The sequence below is a fragment of the Corynebacterium sp. MSK071 genome, assembly GCF_030232125.1.
GTDB classification, from domain to species: domain Bacteria; phylum Actinomycetota; class Actinomycetes; order Mycobacteriales; family Mycobacteriaceae; genus Corynebacterium; species Corynebacterium kefirresidentii.
Genome location: NZ_JASPJA010000003.1, coordinates 178,423 through 196,319, shown reverse-complemented (window position 1 = coordinate 196,319; position 17,897 = coordinate 178,423). Strand labels below are relative to the sequence as shown.

Sequence of the window (17,897 nt, the reverse complement as noted above, 5' to 3'; positions counted from 1 at the left end):
GCGAGCCAGGCACAAGAGCGGTGTGGATAACCCGCGTTGCCCCGTCAACAACATAGCCCGCCGCGGGCGCGCGGCGGGCAACTATCCACAGCAGAAAAATTAGTACTTGGCGGCGTGGCCTTCGCCGACGGAATCGTATAGCTTCTTCATGATCGGATAGGCGACGATAATGCCCACTGAACCCCACGCGATGCCTTCCAGGGAAACCCCACCAACGCTGAGAGTCAGGTTGCCGATACCCGCGATGAGCGCCACTGCGGCCGCGGTCAGGTTAACCGGGTTGTTGAAATTGACCTTATTGTCCATCCAAATGCGCACACCCAACATGCCGATGAGCCCGTAAAGCACGATGCAGGCCCCACCAAGAACGCCGGTAGGAATGGTGAAAATCAGCGCGCCAAACTTCGGCACGAAAGCCAGAAGGATGGCGGTAAATGCTGCTACCCAGTACGCGGCGGTGGAATAGACGCGGGTAGCGGCCATCACTCCAATATTTTCAGCATAGGTCGTGGTGCCAGAGCCGCCGAAGCCGCCAGCGAGGGTAGATGCGAGGCCATCGGCGATAAGGGCGTCACCGGCCAAGTCATCGAGATCGCGCTTTGTCATCTCGGAAACGGCCTTGACATGGCCGACGTTTTCCGCGATGAGGACCACCAGCACGGGAAGCGCGACGGCAATGGCGGAGACGTTGAAGGAAGGTGCGTGGAATTGCGGCAGGCCCACCCACGGGGCGGCATCAATGGCCGCGACGGCGTCATCGCCGAGGTTGCCGGTGAGAGCGGCGAAAATCCAGCCCACGACCACGCCGAGGAGAATGGACAGGCGCGAGACCATGCCGCGGCCGGCGACGGTGGCCAGCAGGATTACCAGCAGCGTCACTGCCGCCACGAGCGGCTGAGAGGCGAAGTTCTCGGCCGCATTCGGCGCCAAGTTCAGGCCGATAAGTGCCACAATCGCACCGGTTACGGCCGGTGGCATGACGGCGTCCAACACGCGGCGACCGGCGAACTTTACGGCGACGCCCACCGCGGCAAGGACAAGGCCAGTAACCAAAATGGAGCCGGCCTGCGCGGCGATGCCGTACTGCTGCGACGCCGAAAGAGGTGCGATGAACGCGAACGAGGAGCCGAGGTAGGACGGCAACCGGTTGCGCGTGATAAGCAGGAACAAAATTGTGCCGAGGCCGGAAAAGAGCAGCGTCGTATTGACGGGGAATCCGGTCAAGGTGGGAACCAAAAGCGTAGCTCCGAACATGGCCACCACGTGCTGCATACCGATGCCGATGGTGCGGCCCCAGCTGAGTCGTTCTTCCGGCGCCACCACCGCGCCTGGGGCAATCTTTTTACCGTCTCCGTGGACGGTCCAACCTTTTAAGCTCACGAGCCTTAATTATGGATCACCGGAGCTGGTTTAGGAAACTTCCTCCACGATGAATTCAGCGAGTTCACGGGCGGTGGGTGAGGGAAGGCGGACGTCGACAAGCGTGCCATCGGCCGTATACTCCTCGTGGCGCACCGTGCCCTCGGCGTGCACGCGTGCCACCACATCCCCGCGCGTGAAGGGAACCTGCAGCTTAACGTGACTATCGCGGGAGTTGAGGAAGAGTTCCACACGCGCGGTAAGCTCGTCGATTCCCTCACCGGTACGGGCAGATACATAGACGACGTCCTCATGGTCAAGGACGTGGCGCAGCTCAGCAAGCACCAGCGGATCGGCCTGGTCGATCTTATTGATCACGATAATTTCGGGCGGGGCCTGCTCCCCTGTCTCAGAGACGATGTCATAGATGACCTGATTGACCGCCTCAATCTGTTTTAGTGGGAACGGGTCTGAGCCATCGACCACGTGCAGCATAATATCGGCGGCTAGTACCTCTTCCAGGGTGGATTTAAAGGCCTCGACCAGCTGCGTGGGCAGGTGGCGGACGAAGCCGACGGTATCGGTGAAGACGACCTGGCGGCCGTCGGCAAGCGTGGCACGGCGAGTGGTGGGGTCCAATGTGGCAAAGAGCGCGTCTTCCACCAATACCCCGGCGCCGGTCATGGCGTTAATGAGGGAGGACTTTCCGGCATTGGTGTAGCCCGCAATAGCTATCTGCGCAATGGTTGAGCGTTGGCGCTTGGAGCGCTTTACTTCACGTGCGGTCTTCATGGCGCGCAGTTCCTTGCGCAGGCGGGCCATCTCCGTGCGGATACGTCGACGGTCTGTCTCAATTTTGGTCTCACCGGGACCACGCAGGCCCACGCCGCCGTTGGAACCAGCGCGGCCGCCTGCTTGGCGCGAGAGGTTGCCACCCCAACCACGGGTATGCGTATACAGGTATTCCAACTGCGCCAATGAGACTTGGGCCTTACCCTCTTTTGATTTCGCATGCTGGGCAAAGATGTCAAGGATGAGCATGGTGCGGTCAATGACCTTGGTGTTAAGCGCACGCTCGAGTGCGGTGAGCTGGCCGGGGTTAAGCTCACCATCGCAGACCACGGTATCGGCACCGGTGGCCTCGACGATATCGCGCAATTCCTTCACCTTGCCGGAGCCGATGTAGGTGCCGGAGTCCGGCTTATCGCGCTTTTGGTAAATCATCTCCACTACTTCGGCGCCGGCGGTTTCGGTAAGCGCGGCCAGCTCGTCCATGGTGGCTTCCACTTCGGCCACGGTGCCTTCGGTCCACACGCCGACCAAAATGACTCGCTCGAGGCGCAGCTTTCGGTACTCCACCTCGTAGCCATCGGTAGTGTCCTCGGCGCGGATGGTGGTCTCACGGGTAACGCGGCGGAAGGCATTGCGCTCTGCCAGATCGAGGTCACCGGTGGTGGGCGTCGCCTCCGGCGTGGCCGGGGCGTCGTTATCGCGAAAGGCGCGGGCGAGGAGATCGTCGTTATTATGCTGGGAAAATTCGGTCATACTACCTTTCATTTTTGCATGTTGCGGCCGAAAGCGGGAATTTCGGATTCTTAGCTGGGTGGACAAGGCGATACAATGGCGGGCATGAACGTTAAGGACACTGGGGTGAAGCAGAATACCGAGATGCAGGCCATTGGCCTCAATTTCGAGCGCTGGCAGGATGCGGTCGAGGCGGCCATCGCCAGCGACCGCTTAGCCGTTACCGGTGAGGTGCGCGGTGGCCAGCTCATTCAGTTCACCGATCCGTCGGGCGCGCAGCTTAATATCCTCGCGGTAGAGCCTTTTGCCACCTTCATCGGCTTCGATGCCGTCACGCAAGGGTTTGCCCACGTGGAGATGGTCAACGATGTCCTGGCCCTGCTGGAAATCATCGATCCTTTCGGCACCACCATCGCCCAGGCCACCGCAAACCTGGCGCAGGGGCCTTTGCTTGTCGACGAACCCTTACAGCAGTGGCAGCAAATTTCCCTAACCGCCATGGGGCTGGATGTGCGCACCTACGATTCCGCCGCTGCCTATGAGGCGGCCGAGGGCGAGTTCCCCGCGCTCTTCGAATCCGCGGGGGCCAAGGTTATTTCCTCCGGCTCCGGTGCCAAGGTCCCGACCCCTGCCGCCTCCTTTGCCGCACGCGTCATGGAATCTGAGTGGCGCACCAACGAGCTGACCGGGGAGAAATTCGCTCACTTCGTCATGGATGGCCTATTCCCCTTCGATCTCTGCCTGCCAGTGGGAGCCGGCGAGCTGCCGGCGAAGGACTCTATCGTGGCCGGTACCGCGATGCTTACGGCGTCTATTGAGCTGCCCAGCGGCGGTTGCGGCGATGGCGCTGGCTGCGGTTGTGGCTCCGGTGGCTGCGGCTGCGGCGGCCACTAGAACGGACATAAAGGCCTGGTGAAATAGCTGTGTGGATGCCCTTCCCTGAAAATGCGAGGAACCGGCGGGTAATGGTTCTCGTGCTGATCCTGGTGGGATCAGTGGCGGTTGTGGCAACCCTGAAAGTCCCCGGGGTTTTCATTGCAGCGCTGCTCATCGCGGCGGCACTGCTTATGCTGCATACCCGGCCGGATGCCTCGGAGCAGGCAGCACTGCGCAGTTCTATTCGCCTTTCGGCGGAAGACATCGAAGACGTCCTGGCGGAATACGAGGACTTCCGCTCCTCCGCGGCCGCCGAAAAAATGGCGGACCGCACGCTCTACCGGCCGGCGCTTTTAGATTTGGATTGTTCCGACCCCACCATCCAAGCCTTCCATTACGAGCTTTCCGGCGTCCGGCGGTTCCTGCGTCGGTTGAACTTGCGCGTTAATGCGGAAGAAATTAGCACCAACGAGTTGGAATCTTTGCTCAGGGTCACCGATGAGCGCGCCCGCGAACTGAAAGAAACGTGGTTGTCTGCCCGCCGTGCTGCCTTCGCGCTCGGGCCGAAGTATGAAAAGAACGAAGTAGAAAATCGCGCGCTGCGCCGCCAAGAACTCGAAGAGCAAGCCTTCGAGGAAGGCGAAGGGCGCAGCGCCTAAACACTAGCCAGACACGAGGCGGTCTACAGCGAGGTCTCGCCGGTAGCGACGATCGCGGAAGGTCCGGTCAAGCGCGAGCCGCCCTCGTAAATATCGACGATAACTTCCCCGCCCGGTACGTGTACGTGCACGGTGCCGTGGGGGGTGCTGGTGTGGTCAACGGCGGCGTCGGCAAGCGCGGCGGTCGCTGCCGCCACAGTGCCGGTGCCGCAGGAGCGAGTCTCTCCTACTCCGCGCTCGAAGACACGCATGTGCACGTGGCCGTCGCACAGTGGAGTCACCAGCTCGACGTTTACGCCATCCGGGAAGAAAGCCGCATCGACAACGGGTTGCTCCAGCGTCTTTGCCGCGAGCTCCTTAGCCTCCAGCCCCGGCAACACGGCCGCCAGGTGGGGATTTCCCATGTCTACGCCCAAACCGGCATATTTTTCCCCCGCCATGGATGCGGTGGACACGCCAATTACTTCGGCCGGGCCCATCTCCACCGTGACCTCGGCCGCGTGTGCATCACACGAATGGACAGTAACGAGCTTGGCGCCCGCCCGAGTGCCGATGGTGAACTTATCTTCGTCCACTAGGCCGCGCGAGCGCAGCCAGTGGGCGAATACGCGGGTGCCGTTGCCGCACATTTCGGCCACGGAGCCATCGGCGTTGCGGTAATCCATGAACCAATCATAGGGCGCAATGCCCTCGGCCAGTTCGGCGATTTCACCTGCTGCGAGCAAAGCATCGGCGCGCACGACGCGCAGCAAACCATCGCCTCCGATACCGGCGCGACGATCGCACAGCGCCGCTACGCGCTCGGGACTAAGCGGCGTGGCAGCCGCGTGGTCTTCCACGATGACGAAGTCATTTTCAGTTCCATGACCCTTGGCAAATTTCATGTTCCCTACCCTAGCGCGCGCAACGCCTGGGCGGCCGTATCGCCTGCAGCATCCAGCCATGTAATGCGCTTATCGCGGTTGAACCAGGAGCGCTGACGGCGCACATACCGCCGCGTCCCGGTAATGGTGCGCTCTACAGCCTCATCCCACGTGAGTTCGCCGCGCTGGGCTTGAAATACCTGGGCATAGCCGATGGCGCGGCCAGCGGTGGAATCAGCCACCAAGCCTTGTCCTTGGAGATTCTCCACTTCCTCGATGAGCCCACGTGCAAACATCTGGCGCGTGCGCAGTTCAATGCGCGGATTCAACCAGTCCGCGGTGGTGCGCAGCCCCAAGAGGCGGGTTCCCCACCGCGGCGGGGCATCCTTCGGCGGCTGGCTGGCTTTAAAGGGCTTGCCGGTTAGTTCAATGACCTCGAGCGCGCGGACGGTACGGCGCGGATCCTTATCCTCGATAATGGCGGCTGCGGCCGGATCCACCTGCGCCAGCTCCTCATGCAGGGCATCGGTACCGATTTCCACGCGCCGTGCCTCGTACTTGGCACGAACGGCGGGGTCGGTGGGTGGGAACTGCCAGTCGTCGACAAGCGCTTGGGCATAGAGCATGGAGCCACCGACCAGAATAGGCGTTTTGCCGCGGTCCATGATACCTTCCACGTCCGCGATAGCATCGCGCTGGTAGCGCGCCACGGAAGCGGTCTCGGTCACCTCCCACACATCGAGCTGATGGTGCGGGATCCCCTCGCGCTCGGCCGGGGTGAGCTTGGCGGTGCCAATATCCATGCCGCGATATAACTGCATGGAATCGACGTTGACCACCTCTCCGTCTAGTTCATGCGCAAGCGCCAGACCTAAGGCAGATTTTCCGGAGGCGGTGGGACCAAAGACTGCAATCGGGTGCATTAGACCTCCCATCCTGCGACATAGCGGCCAACGCCCAAGGTGGCATCGGTGGCCAAAAGCTGCGCTTTCTTTGGCCGCAAGCCCGCCAATTCCTCCCACAGTGCGGGTTCTATGACGCCGCGCTGGGAAAGCCACTCACCTGCCCTGCTTGCCGACGCCCCCATCAGCACCTCCTCGCACCACTCGTGCGCCGCCTGGGCGTCTGGAACAAGCGCCAAAGGGGCGCGCTCGGTTAGGCCTGCACTGCCATCTGCCACGACGATGGTCAGCGCCGCTGGATCCGGCTGGCCGATAGCCTCCCGACTACCGCGGACGCTAAGCTGCGGCACGCTGTGTAGTACGTAGCGCGCCATTATCTCGGGCAAAAAATTGCCGCCGCCCAGGTCCGTGGCTGCTCCCCAGGCCTGTAAACTGCCGGTATGGGCGGTATACCAGCGCTGGTCTTGGCTGCCAACGATATCCACGGCTGTGATACCGGCCGCGGCAGCCTCCACCGCAAGGGAGCGAGCAGCGGCGAGCAGTGCACGAGAGGCAGCGTCATGAGCGGAAAGCTCCACGGCCAGCGCTGGTGAGGCTGGCATTACCATGAGATTGAACATTATTTCTCCATACTATCTACCCAAGTGGAGGTAATTAAATAGAATCTGGGCGCGCGCGAGATATTCGCGGTAATGTATCCAATGATTTTATCCGGCAGCCGTGACGCGCGGCGATCTATGCATAGGAGGGCTTGTCATGTCTCCCATCCCTACCCCAGGTTCCATGCCCAAAAAGGGCCCTCGCCCCACCGCAAAGCCTGTTCCCGTTCAGGCCCCACGCAACAATGACCCGGCCAAGTGGGGCCGGGTCGACGCAGATGGTTCCGTCTTCGTTTCTGCTCCAGAGGGCGAACGCAAGATCGGCGAGTGGAAAGCCGGTACCCCCGAGGAGGGCCTTAAGCACTACGGCGCGCGTTATGACGATCTATCTACCGAAATCGAGCTGCTCGAGGCACGCCTACGCGCCAATCCTGATGAGGCCGTCGGCATTAAAAAGACCGCAGCGCAGTTGCGCGAAACCCTAGCTACTGCTTCGGTCATCGGAGACATCGCTGCCTTGGATCGGCGCCTTAGCGCGGTGATTGAACACTCGGTAGAAGCCGGCGAGCAGGCGCAGGCCGATAAGGAGCGTCGCCGCGAGGAAGCTATTGCTGCCAAGGAGAAGCTGGCGGCGGAAGCAGAAGAGATTGCCGAAAACTCCACCGAATGGAAGGCCGCCGGTGACCGCATCCGCGCCATCTTGGAAGAGTGGAAGCAGATTAAGGGCATTGATCGCAAGACCGACGATGCCCTGTGGAAGCGCTACTCCCGCGCCCGCGACTCCTTCAACCGCCGTCGGGGCTCCCACTTTGCCGAGCTGGACCGCGCCCGTGCGGTTGCCCGCAAGAAGAAGGAAGAACTCGTCGAGCGTGCCGAGGCCATCCAGGATTCCACCGAGTGGGGCCCCACCGCCCGCGCCTACCGCGATTTGATGACCGAGTGGAAGGCCGCCGGCCGCGCCCCGCGCGACGTGGACGATAAGCTTTGGGCCCGCTTCCGCGCCGCCCAGGACAAGTTCTTCAATGCCCGCAATGCCGTCAATGACGAGCGCGACCGCGAGTTTGCAGAAAATGCCAAGGCCAAGGACGCCTTGATTGCGGAATACGACGGCCAGATCGACCCGTCCAAGAGCATCGAGGGTGCGAAAGCCAAGCTGCGCGAGCTGCAGGAAAAGTGGGAAGAGGTAGGGTTCGTTCCCCGCAAGCAAGTACGCGAGTACGAGTCCAAGATTGAGGCGTTGGAGCAGCGCGTCACCGAGGCTGAAAAGTCCGAGTGGCGCCGCACCGACCCTGAGGCGCAAGCACGCGTGGCGCAGTTCCAGGCTAAGGTCGATGAGTTTAACTCTCAGGCCGAGGCAGCTGAGGCCAAGGGCAATGCGAAAAAGGCCGCTGATCTGCGCGCACAGGCCGAGCAGTGGCAGGCTTTTGCCGACGCCGCCGCTAACGCCGTCAACGATAAGTAGTGCACCTCGTCCACATTGCTCGGCCACCGCGGCCGCACTCGCCTACCGCCCACGCCCGGCCCAGCGAACCTGCGGACTGCATTCGCAGCTTCGTCTTTTGGGCCAACTTGGCGGCCCAAGAAGCAAGCGGTGATGCCGCGGCATCGACGTCGCCGGGCCGCGTGGTCCAGCGCCTGCAGGGTTCTAGCGAATCACAGACCCATCTTTTTGCTGTAGTGGACGGCGACTCCACTCTTGGTGAGGTTTCTGAGCTGGGACTGCCACAGATTCCCGCAATAGAACCCAGCCCGGAGCTGGATTTCCTCGGGTTCATCCACATTAGCCTGCCGCTTTTAGAAGAGCGCGAGGCAGCAGAGATTGAGTGCGTGCTGTGCGATTTGCCCCTCCCTGGCGAACAGCTCGATGAGGAGGGGCGCAAAGTAGCCGAGTGGATGGGGACAAAGGCGCTGGAGCTGGCCCAGAAACTCGGCCGCACCGTAGCTCACGTGGGGCTATTGCACCCGCCGGGCGCGGACCCAGACTACGACGCTATGGGCACCATCTACCGCGAGTTGGGATTTACGCAAAGGCATGCGGAGCACCAGCTGGTAATGGACATCCCCGAAAGCCCTGTCGCAGCACTGCTCCCGGCGGGAATCACCGCCCGAGTCTGGCCGGATTACGACATCCCTGAGGGCTACCTCGACGAGGTCATGCGCCTGCTTAGCCTAGCGTCCACAGATGCGGAAACTGGTGATCTGACGGTGGAGCCCATTGTGTGGACGCGTGCTCGATTGCGCGAAGCGCACAGCCGCCTGCGCTCTCGTCGCGGGCACACGCTTCTTATCGCACTCACCGCCGAGGACGGGAGCATTCTCGCGCTGACCGAAATGGCGCGGCACGAGGACGCGAATCCTGAGGTATGTGAGTGGACCCTGACTGTGACCGATCGCCCGCACCGCCGCCGCGGACTTGCACAGCTAGCCAAGCTCACAGCGCTGCATGAGGTGGCAGGCTATTGGCCGCGGGTGCGACGCTGCTATTGTTCCGTTGCCGCCAAGGACGCGGCCATGAATGCCATTTACCGTAGCCTGGGTGCCCGGGAACTCTCCCGCTCTTCTGCGTGGGAGTTGCGGCTGGGAGACTAGTGGCGGTAGGACTACTACTCGCCGCGCTGGGCGCGGTGGCGTTCGGCGGCTTGCTTGCGGCGATTGTCCTCCAGTGGCTCGTGCTGCGGTACTGCGTCAATCCTGGATTGGAATTCGCCCACCGCATCGAGCTGTCCGGCGGTGGCGCGCACACGGGCTTCGGCGGCCTTCTGCTCTGGGCTGCGGCGCAGCGCCACCATGCTATAGGCCAGAAATGCTAGGAAAGTAGCCAGCATTCCGACCCACATTCCCAGCGACGCCCCGTCGGCGGTAGAACCACGGAACCAGAAGCCCCATAGGTTGGCAAAAAAGGACACCGTCACCAGCATCCATGCAACCAGCCCAGGCGTGGCGCGGCGGGTGAACAATGTCACCGGAGTAAGAATGCCCAACCCAATGAGCGCGAGCCACGCAGAGACGGTTTCCATGATGGAAATCCTGACACCACTTGACGTGGTGCCGAACGTCAATGCCTCCCAACCGTGGGCTGGACCGGCGTAGGGCAAAATCAGGTAGAGGAGATAGGCCACCACTGCAATGCACAGCGTGACCTTGTGACCGCCGAGGTCCATTGTTTGTGCTGCTCTACGCTCGGCGTTAGCTGCATTATGGGCTGCGGTGGTCGAATGTTCCTCAGTCATGGCTCCCTAGCCTACTCCCCCTGCTAGCAACCGCAGGAATCGCCAGATTCGGCCGCCGCGGGCTTGCCAATCGACGGCAATCCCAGACCGACGCCGATGGGTGCGGTGGTAGGCGTTTCGCCGGCAGCAGACATGTCCCCGGCCTTGGTACGGGTGTGGGAGGTAACGGCGGCGTCGGCAAGCAAGAAGAAGGAGCCCGCACCGGTGACCTGGGTATGCACCACATCGCCAGGGCGAATCTCCGCCGAAATATCCGTGCCATCCGAATCAACCGGGGCGAAATGCACCAGGCGGCCATCGCGCGCACGGCCGGTCATGCGGTGGGTTTCATCGTTTTTGCGGCCGCCTTCGGCCTGCACCAAAAGCTCCACATCCGTGCCGATGAGCTTCTTGTTTTCCTCTGCCTGAATGCTATCTTGCAGGGCAACGAGACGTTCGAAACGATCCTGGACGACTTCCTTGGGAATCTGGTCCTCCATTTCCGCAGCCGGGGTTCCCGGACGCGGCGAATACTGGAAGGTAAAGGCCGAGGCAAAGCGAGCGCGGCGCACAAGCTCCATGGTGTCTTGGAAGTCTTCCTCGGTCTCGCCTGGGAAGCCCACGATGATATCGGTCGTGATTGCGGCGTGCGGAATCTTGTCCCGCACTTCATCCAAAATCCGCAGGAATTTCTTGGTGCGGTAGGAACGGCGCATGTCCTTCAGGACCTTGTCGGAGCCAGACTGCAGGGGCATATGCAACTGCGGGCACACAGCCGGGGTCTCGGCCATGGCATCGATGACGTCGGAAGTAAACTCCGCCGGGTGCGGGGAGGTAAAGCGCAGGCGTTCAAGGCCTTCGATCTTGCCGACCTCGCGCAGCAGCTTAGAAAAGGCGAAACGGTCGCGTGGCATATCGGGATCGGCGAAATTGACGCCATAAGCATTGACGTTTTGCCCCAGCAGGGTGACCTCGGATACGCCCTGGTCCACCAAGGCTTTAACCTCGGCCAAGATATCGCCGGGCCGACGGTCCTCTTCTTTACCGCGCAGGGAAGGAACGATGCAGAAGGTGCAGGTGTTATTGCAGCCTACAGAGACAGAAACCCAGCCGGCATAGGCAGACTCACGCTTGGCCGGCAAGACGGACGGGAACGCCTCGAGGGAATCGACAATCTCCACTTGGGCTTCATCGTTGTGGCGAGCGCGCTCTAGCAGGGTCGGAAGAGCCGCCATGTTGTGGGTGCCAAAGACGGCATCGACCCACGGGGCATTATCAAGGACGGTGTCTTTGTCCTTTTGCGCCAGGCACCCACCCACGGCAATCTGCATGCCTGGGTGGTTTTCCTTGGTTTTCTTCAAAGCGCCCAAGGTGCCATAGAGCCGCTTATCGGCATTCTCACGCACGGCGCAGGTATTAAAGACGATAAGGTCTGGCTCTACACCTTCGCCGGCGGCCGAGTAGCCTGCCTCCTCCAAGAGGCCGGAGATGCGCTCGGAATCATGCACATTCATCTGGCATCCGAAGGTTCGGACTTCATAAGTACGGGTATCTGCGATTGTCTGCTCCACGTCGGCATAGTTTAGCCATGTAGTTAGGCATCTCATAACTGCCGGACTTGGCCATTCCGGCGCTACCCTTCCTCGGCCGTATCAGTCCTCTGCGCGCAGTTCCGCGCACCGCGCGTCAAGCGCTGCGATTGCGATCTGCAATGACATTCCTTCATTGAAGCCGCGGCGTGCCAGCACACCCACGATGCGGCGTAGGACCTTGTCGCGCTCCTTGCGATCCGGCGGGACAGTCTTAATGGAGCGAGCCTTCTTTTCCGCAAGGGCCTGCGCCATGGCTTGTTCATCGGCAGGGTCAATTTGCTCGAGGGCCTCAGCACGGTCGGCCTCGCTCACGCCCTTTTCCCGCAATTCCCTGTTGAGAACCGAGCTGGACTTGCCGCGCCGCTTATGCCGTTGGCGCACCCACTCGTGTGCAAAGGCTGCGTCATTCACCAGCCCCGCGTGGGCTAAATCATCTAGCACGTCCTCAACGACATCTGGCTCAAACTCGGCCTTTACCAGACGATCATAGAGCTCTTTCCGGGACCTAGAACGCTGATCCAAAAGGCCCAGCGCCCGAGAGCGGACCTTGGCCTTGGCTTCCTCTGCCTCTCGATCAAAAAGCCCGCCCCCAGCTGCTCCATTCTCATAGGCCTCGAGGGCCTGACGGAGTTGGGCGAGCTTTTCGGGGGCGGGCTGATTCATGATGCAGATTCAAATGGTACGCGGTGTGCGGGTGCGGGTTAGACGATTCTAGTCGTCGTCAAAATCGACGTTTGGAACGAGATCAACGGACTCATCGGTCAATGGGTCATCGGCGCCAGGAACATCCATCGCGGCAGCCTCTTCACCCTCGGCCGCAGCCTCGCCGATGCCAAGCTTCTGGAAAATCTTCTGCTCGATTTCATTGGCAAGGTCCGGATTATCCTTCAGGAAATTACGCGCCTTCTCCTTACCCTGGCCCAGCTGGTCGCCTTCGTAGGTAAACCAGGACCCGGACTTGCGGATGAAGCCGTTTTCGACGCCAAGGTCGATGATGGACGACTCGCGAGAGATGCCTTCGCCATACATGATGTCGAACTCGGCAATCTTAAATGGTGGCGAGACCTTGTTTTTTACTACCTTGAGCTTGGTGCGGTTACCGATGGCATCCTGGCCATCTTTTAAGGTCTGGATGCGGCGGATATCGCAGCGCACGGAAGAGTAGAACTTGAGCGCCTTACCACCGGTGGTGGTCTCTGGCGAGCCGAACATCACGCCAATCTTTTCGCGCAGCTGGTTAATGAAGATAGCGGTGGTACCGGAGTTGTACAGGGCACCGGTCATCTTGCGCAGCGCCTGCGACATCAGGCGGGCCTGGAGGCCGACGTGGCTATCGCCCATTTCACCTTCAATTTCCGCCTTCGGGGTAAGTGCAGCAACGGAGTCAACGACAATGATGTCAATTGCGCCAGAGCGTACCAGCATATCGGCGATCTCCAAGGCCTGTTCGCCGGTATCTGGCTGGGAAACCAAAAGGTTATCGGTATCCACGCCAAGCAGGCGAGCATACTGCGGGTCGAGCGCGTGCTCGGCGTCAATAAACGCGGCAATGCCGCCGTCCTTTTGTGCAGATGCAATGGCGTGCAGCGCAACAGTGGTCTTACCAGAAGACTCCGGGCCATAAATTTCTACGATGCGCCCGCGCGGGAAACCACCAATACCCAGAGCAACATCGATTGCGGTATTACCGGAAGAAATGGCCTTAATCGGTGGGCGGTTGTCATCACCCAGGCGCATCACAGCGCCTTTGCCGTAATCCTTCTCAATCATGGCCATTGCGGCATCGAGGGCCTTTTGGCGGTCATCTCCCTTAGAGGTGGCAGAAGAAGACTTCTTTTTGGTTGCCATTAACTTTCATCCTTATCTTTAACGACGATGTACTAACGCATTATTAGACTGCCGTGGAACTCAAACGGTTCCCTCCGTCAACGCCATCCCACTGTAGACGACTGCATCGACACCTCCGCCATATTACATACATCTGTTCGAATTTTGAAAGTGAACACGCCAGTCCGCCAAATTCGACGGCGCTATAAAGTAGGGTAATCGACCCCCAACCTGCGCTCCTTCGGTACATCAAAGTCATCGCACAGGCTCAGCCAGACGCGACGCGGATCGACGCCGCGTTCGATAAGCTCATCGGGCGTTGCCCCGAGGTCGGGCAAGACATGGGAGTGACTAATCCACTTTCCCTTAGACTCGCCAAATTCGTCCACAATGAGCTGGTGATACTCAGTCAATCGCATGCGCGCCATCCTACTCAGCACTAAAGCACGGGCGCCAGCGGTCCAGAAAGTGTCGATTGGGAGCCCGCCGCAATGGCCCCACCTCACAATAATCAGCCTCAGATGAACACCGTTCAAAACCCTCAATTGTCTGCAGTTTTCATGCAGTGCTAACCTCTTGAACATGAAAAAGAACTCTCTGGCAACGACCATTGCCTATGTTGCCGTGTTTACCGCTCTCGTCATCGTCCTTGCCTTCGTGTCCATTCCCATCGGTTCGGCCGGCGTGCCCATCGTGTTGCAAAACGCAGCGCTGATCCTCGCCGGCCTTATTTTGGGTAGCAAGCGCGGCGGTTACGTGGGACTCCTCTTTTTGTTCCTGGGCCTTGCCCTCCCAGTTTTAGCAGGTGGCGGTACCACGCTGCGTGCCTTGGCAGGCCCAACCGCGGGCTACATCATCGGCTATGTTCTTTCGCCAGCGGTTGCAGGTGCAATTGCCTACCGCTCCCCTAAGAACAAGGGTGGCATGGCGGTCATACTTGCCATTGCTGCCATTGTCGGCCTTGCCGTCCAATACATCTGCGGCGCCTTTGGTCTCATGATCCGCTCTGGCTTGGAAATTGGGCCAGCCTTCGCAGCCCAATTGCCCTTCATCCCTGTCGATGCCGGAAAGCTTGTCGTTGCCGTCATCATCGCTCTCGGTGTTCACTCGGCCTTCCCCGATCTGATGGGACGAAAGGCCGCCTAGTGCCCACGATCGAATTTTCCTCGGTTTCGGTAGCTTTTGATGATACCGTGGTGCTCGAGGACATTAACCTCACCCTCACCGAACAACGCATTGGCATCATCGGCCAGAATGGTGGCGGAAAATCCACCTTGACCAGGCTCATTAATGGGTTGGGCGAGCCTAGTGCCGGTACGGTGACGGTGGACCAGATGGACGTCGCCAAGCAGGGCAAAAAGGTGCGCGAAAAGGTGGGCTTTGTCTTTTCGGATGCCGAAAACCAGATTGTCATGCCCAATGTGCGCGATGACGTCGCCTTTTCGCTCCGCCGTTTTAAGCTGCCCAAACACGAGCGCCTCGCCCGCGTGGATGCTGCCCTCGAGCGCTTCGGACTCGCCGAATTTGCTGAGCGCTCACCGCATACGCTCTCCGGCGGACAAAAGCAGCTCCTCGCGCTGGCAGCGGTCATGGTCATCGACCCGATTCTCATCATCGCTGATGAGCCCACTACCCTGCTGGATCTGCGTAACCGCGATCGAGTCAAAAGAGAATTCGCGCGATTGGAACAGCAACTAATTGTGGTGACGCACGATCTGGAATTTCTGCGCGATTTTAATCGGGTCATTTGCATCGATGACCACCGCATCGCCGCGGATGGCCGACCGGCGGAGGTCATAGATTTTTACCAAGACCTCATGGCCCAGCGGCCGCTGTAGGGAGAATTGTCATGCAACGACGCACGAATCTCCCACTTTCCGTCTATGTTGATGGCACCAGTTTTGTTCATCGCATCAAACCCAGTTGGAAGATCGCATTCCTCTTAGTCTTTATCCTTGTTACCAGCATCTTTTTCAAGTCCATTCCGTGGGCAGCAGGCGGGGTCATCTTCGTTGTCATCCTTTATGCTTGCGCTCGGATCCCACTGGGCATTGCGTGGAGTCAAATCTGGCCGCCTCTCTTTTTCCTAGTCCCGTTGGCAGGCTTTCAATGGTGGGCAAAGGACTTCGACTATGCGGCGGTGATGTTCCTCAATGTCTTCGCCGCTATGATGGCTGCCTTCTTGCTCACGCTGACCTCCACGGTAGATGAAATCATGGAGTCGCTGGAAGAGTCGCTGCAGCCCCTAAAGCGACTAGGAATACCGGTAGAAAACATCAGCTTGGCTATGTCACTGACTATTCGGCTCATCCCGCTGATGTTTGAAACCGTCTATGAAGTCCTAGATGCCCGCAAAGCGCGCGGTGCCGGGATGTCCCCGCTGGCGTTTGGCACCCCCGTTATTATTCGCTCCATCCGGCGAGCGCGCGCGATGGGGGAAGCGTTGCAGGCCCGCGGCGTCGGTGACTAGCAGCGTAAGTTATCGCCTCCCTTGCACCACCAAATGATGGCCAAGGGAGGCGATAACTTTTTAAAAGACAGTCGAGGGTTTTACTCCCCACGCAACTCACGCAGACGGGCCTGTACAGCATCGTTGTTGGCACTGCCTGGCTGGGCAGCGCTGTCGGCAGCAGAGCCAGAAGCTTTATTGCCCTCAATGGCCTGAGCCTTATTGGCTTCCACGGACTTAGAGGAGTTCATTTCACTGCGAATCTGCTCCAAGCGGGAATGACCGGCCATCTGTATGCCCGCCTGCTGAACCTCGGCCATGCGGTTTTCCACGGAGTTCTCAGCAAGCTCGGCCTGGCCTAGCGCCTTGGAGTAACGGCGCTCAATCTTATCGCGCACAGCATCCAGAGACGGCGTATTGCCATTGGCAGTTAGCTCGTTCATGGAGTTCAAAGACTCAGAGACCTTTTCCTGCATTTTTGCCTGCTCCAGCTGGGAAAGCAGCTTGGAGCGCTCATTGACCTTTTCGCGCAGCGCGGCGTTATTACGCTGAACCGCATTCTTGGCCTTTTCTGCCTGCTGTAGTGCCTGGTCGTGCAGCTTCTTGGTATCCTCCACGGACTCCTCAGCCGTAACCAGCTGGGCGGCGAAGGCCTCTGCCGCGTTCTCGTACTCCACGGCCTTATTTTCATCGCCCTTAGCACGGGCCTGATCAGCCAATTCCAGAGCCTGGCGAGCATTGCCCTGCAGCTTTTCTACCTCTGCCAAGCGGCGGTTAAGCTGCATTTCCAGCTGACGCTGGTTACCAATCACGGCGGCCGCCTGCTGAGACAGCTCCTGGTGCTGGCGCTGAGCATCCTCAATAGCCTGCTCGATCTGCACCTTCGGATCGGCGTTTTCCTCGATCTTATTATCGAAGAGTGCCATCAGGTACTTCCAGCCCTTAACAAATGGGTTCGCCATGGTGTGCTTCAACCTTTCTAGGTTAAAAATGTGCGTAATGTTCTGCTGTTTATACTAGCGAAGCGCTGTTTCCACCGCTTGCACTCCCCGCGGTCGCGGGCGCTTGCCGACGCCCCCCTTAACCACCACAGCCGACCCTCCTCGCGAGAGAATAGGCCGGCTGTTGACATAGACCGCTGTGTGCTAGAGCTCTGATGCGGCAGGTGCCGTATGGGCTAGCTCCTCATCCATAGAGGGCAGGGCCATGTAACCGGCTGCTTCAATCAATACGTCAGAGACCGAGCAATCTAGCGCGTGGCACACAGACGCAAGGAGCTCAGAGGAGACCTCCTTGCGACCGCGTTCGAGCTCTGAAAGGTAACCCGGCGACACGCGGGCCACCCCGGCCAATTCGCGCAGGGTCACTCCCTTGTCCGCGCGGAAGGCGCGCAGCGTCAACCCAAGAGCCTCACGCAAAAGCGGCTCAGGAGTACGAGCAGTGGCGGGCGCCGCTGGTGCAGTAGCGCCGTTTACCGAGTGTTCGAGGACTGCAGTAGAAGTGTTCATCACTATGGTCAACGCTCCTTGTCTCGCTATTGTTCCCGCAGTGCCGGATTTTCTTCCACAGTTGCGCACAGTAGACGAAAGGCGGCTGCGACCGTGGCCTCTCTAATTTCGTTGCGCTCCTTGCCCAAACCGGATAGCAGCTGGGAGAAAGCGACTCTACCAGGAGAATAGATGCCGATATATACGGTGCCCGCCGGCTTGCCTTCTTGTAGGTCTGGTCCTGCCACTCCGGTAAGGCCTATTCCCCAGTCCGCAGCGGTTTCTGCCACCGCTGCGCGGGCCATTGCAAGGGCGGTCTCCCCAGAAACCACTCCGGCAGCTTCGATATCGGCTACCGGTTGGTGCAAAAAGTGGGATTTCACCTCGGTGGCATATGTTATAAGCCCTCCGCGCAATACAGCCGAAGCTCCAGGGACAGAAGCGACCGTGGCGCTGGCCAACCCAGCAGTAAGTGACTCACAAAAGGACAAAGTCTCGCCGCGCTCGGTGAGCTCGGACACGAGGCGGGTTGCCATGGTGCTCATGAACTA

General features: G+C 59.9%; 20 protein-coding genes. 7 read left to right on the top strand and 13 right to left on the bottom strand.

Annotated features, from left to right (window positions below):
• Nucleotides 1-99: 99 nt before the first annotated feature.
• Nucleotides 100-1,380: a uracil-xanthine permease family protein gene (locus tag QP990_RS03580; RefSeq protein ID WP_023021373.1), complete on the bottom strand. Its 1,281-nt coding sequence runs from the start codon at nucleotides 1,378-1,380 to the stop codon at nucleotides 100-102.
• 30 nt (nucleotides 1,381-1,410) lie between these two features.
• Entirely contained in the window at nucleotides 1,411-2,904 is a 1,494-nt protein-coding gene (gene hflX / locus QP990_RS03575; protein ID WP_023021372.1) for a GTPase HflX, read from the bottom strand.
• A gap of 75 nt (nucleotides 2,905-2,979) precedes the next feature.
• On the opposite strand from hflX, the gene QP990_RS03570 reads away from it, so the two are divergent.
• Nucleotides 2,980-3,777 (top strand): hypothetical protein, encoded by a 798-nt coding sequence (locus QP990_RS03570; protein ID WP_239207610.1) that lies wholly within the window; start codon nucleotides 2,980-2,982, stop codon nucleotides 3,775-3,777.
• A 35-nt stretch (nucleotides 3,778-3,812) separates the two neighbouring features.
• Entirely contained in the window at nucleotides 3,813-4,418 is a 606-nt protein-coding gene (locus tag QP990_RS03565; RefSeq protein WP_284798459.1) for a hypothetical protein, read from the top strand.
• 23 nt (nucleotides 4,419-4,441) lie between these two features.
• On the opposite strand, the gene dapF is transcribed toward QP990_RS03565, so the two are convergent.
• Genes dapF through QP990_RS03550 form a run of 3 tightly spaced genes read right to left on the bottom strand, consistent with a single transcriptional unit; the run spans nucleotide 4,442 to nucleotide 6,803 of the window.
• Nucleotides 4,442-5,302: a diaminopimelate epimerase gene (dapF, locus tag QP990_RS03560; protein ID WP_239204174.1), complete on the bottom strand. Its 861-nt coding sequence runs from the start codon at nucleotides 5,300-5,302 to the stop codon at nucleotides 4,442-4,444.
• A 5-nt stretch (nucleotides 5,303-5,307) separates the two neighbouring features.
• Nucleotides 5,308-6,204 (bottom strand): tRNA (adenosine(37)-N6)-dimethylallyltransferase MiaA, encoded by an 897-nt coding sequence (gene miaA / locus QP990_RS03555; RefSeq protein ID WP_239207608.1) that lies wholly within the window; start codon nucleotides 6,202-6,204, stop codon nucleotides 5,308-5,310.
• Nucleotides 6,204-6,803: a hypothetical protein gene (locus QP990_RS03550; RefSeq protein ID WP_200288947.1), complete on the bottom strand. Its 600-nt coding sequence runs from the start codon at nucleotides 6,801-6,803 to the stop codon at nucleotides 6,204-6,206. The genes miaA and QP990_RS03550 overlap by 1 nt, the downstream gene beginning before the upstream one ends.
• 136 nt (nucleotides 6,804-6,939) lie before the next feature.
• Here QP990_RS03550 and QP990_RS03545 point away from each other — a divergent pair, with 136 nt between their 5' ends.
• Nucleotides 6,940-8,244: a DUF349 domain-containing protein gene (locus tag QP990_RS03545; RefSeq protein ID WP_239207607.1), complete on the top strand. Its 1,305-nt coding sequence runs from the start codon at nucleotides 6,940-6,942 to the stop codon at nucleotides 8,242-8,244.
• Nucleotides 8,244-9,371, top strand: a complete 1,128-nt coding sequence (locus QP990_RS03540) for a GNAT family N-acetyltransferase (protein WP_239207606.1) — start codon at nucleotides 8,244-8,246, stop codon at nucleotides 9,369-9,371. The genes QP990_RS03545 and QP990_RS03540 overlap by 1 nt, the downstream gene beginning before the upstream one ends.
• A 14-nt stretch (nucleotides 9,372-9,385) precedes the next feature.
• On the opposite strand, the gene QP990_RS03535 is transcribed toward QP990_RS03540, so the two are convergent.
• The 5 genes from QP990_RS03535 to QP990_RS03515 form a co-directional block, all read right to left on the bottom strand.
• A complete protein-coding gene (locus QP990_RS03535) occupies nucleotides 9,386-10,012 on the bottom strand; it encodes a hypothetical protein (RefSeq protein WP_239207605.1) in 627 nt (208 codons plus the stop codon).
• 23 nt (nucleotides 10,013-10,035) lie between these two features.
• The gene (miaB, locus tag QP990_RS03530; RefSeq protein ID WP_239207604.1) at nucleotides 10,036-11,598 is read right to left on the bottom strand and encodes a tRNA (N6-isopentenyl adenosine(37)-C2)-methylthiotransferase MiaB; all 1,563 of its coding nucleotides are present in this window, start codon (nucleotides 11,596-11,598) and stop codon (nucleotides 10,036-10,038) included.
• Nucleotides 11,599-11,643: 45 nt separating this feature from the next.
• Nucleotides 11,644-12,246: a recombination regulator RecX gene (gene recX, locus QP990_RS03525; RefSeq protein WP_284798455.1), complete on the bottom strand. Its 603-nt coding sequence runs from the start codon at nucleotides 12,244-12,246 to the stop codon at nucleotides 11,644-11,646.
• Nucleotides 12,247-12,294: 48 nt separating this feature from the next.
• On the bottom strand, nucleotides 12,295-13,431 hold the full coding sequence (gene recA, locus QP990_RS03520) for a recombinase RecA (protein ID WP_239207603.1): 1,137 nt from the start codon (nucleotides 13,429-13,431) through the stop codon (nucleotides 12,295-12,297).
• A gap of 182 nt (nucleotides 13,432-13,613) precedes the next feature.
• Entirely contained in the window at nucleotides 13,614-13,829 is a 216-nt protein-coding gene (locus tag QP990_RS03515) for a DUF3046 domain-containing protein (RefSeq protein ID WP_005325117.1), read from the bottom strand.
• A 163-nt stretch (nucleotides 13,830-13,992) separates the two neighbouring features.
• On the opposite strand from QP990_RS03515, the gene QP990_RS03510 reads away from it, so the two are divergent.
• The 3 genes from QP990_RS03510 to QP990_RS03500 are packed head-to-tail and all read left to right on the top strand — an operon-like array spanning nucleotide 13,993 to nucleotide 15,880.
• A complete protein-coding gene (locus QP990_RS03510) occupies nucleotides 13,993-14,556 on the top strand; it encodes a biotin transporter BioY (RefSeq protein WP_023021360.1) in 564 nt (187 codons plus the stop codon).
• Nucleotides 14,556-15,248: an energy-coupling factor ABC transporter ATP-binding protein gene (locus tag QP990_RS03505; RefSeq protein ID WP_284798453.1), complete on the top strand. Its 693-nt coding sequence runs from the start codon at nucleotides 14,556-14,558 to the stop codon at nucleotides 15,246-15,248. Before QP990_RS03510 ends, QP990_RS03505 begins: the two co-directional genes overlap by 1 nt.
• Before the next feature lie 11 nt (nucleotides 15,249-15,259).
• Nucleotides 15,260-15,880 (top strand): energy-coupling factor transporter transmembrane protein EcfT, encoded by a 621-nt coding sequence (locus tag QP990_RS03500; protein ID WP_023021358.1) that lies wholly within the window; start codon nucleotides 15,260-15,262, stop codon nucleotides 15,878-15,880.
• 80 nt (nucleotides 15,881-15,960) lie between these two features.
• On the opposite strand, the gene QP990_RS03495 is transcribed toward QP990_RS03500, so the two are convergent.
• The 3 genes from QP990_RS03495 to QP990_RS03485 form a co-directional block, all read right to left on the bottom strand.
• Complete coding sequence (locus QP990_RS03495; protein WP_200288943.1) at nucleotides 15,961-16,821, bottom strand: PspA/IM30 family protein; 861 nt, start codon at nucleotides 16,819-16,821, stop codon at nucleotides 15,961-15,963.
• A 183-nt stretch (nucleotides 16,822-17,004) separates the two neighbouring features.
• Entirely contained in the window at nucleotides 17,005-17,367 is a 363-nt protein-coding gene (locus QP990_RS03490; protein ID WP_023021356.1) for a helix-turn-helix domain-containing protein, read from the bottom strand.
• A 26-nt stretch (nucleotides 17,368-17,393) separates the two neighbouring features.
• Nucleotides 17,394-17,891: a CinA family protein gene (locus tag QP990_RS03485; RefSeq protein WP_200288942.1), complete on the bottom strand. Its 498-nt coding sequence runs from the start codon at nucleotides 17,889-17,891 to the stop codon at nucleotides 17,394-17,396.
• Nucleotides 17,892-17,897: the final 6 nt, after the last annotated feature.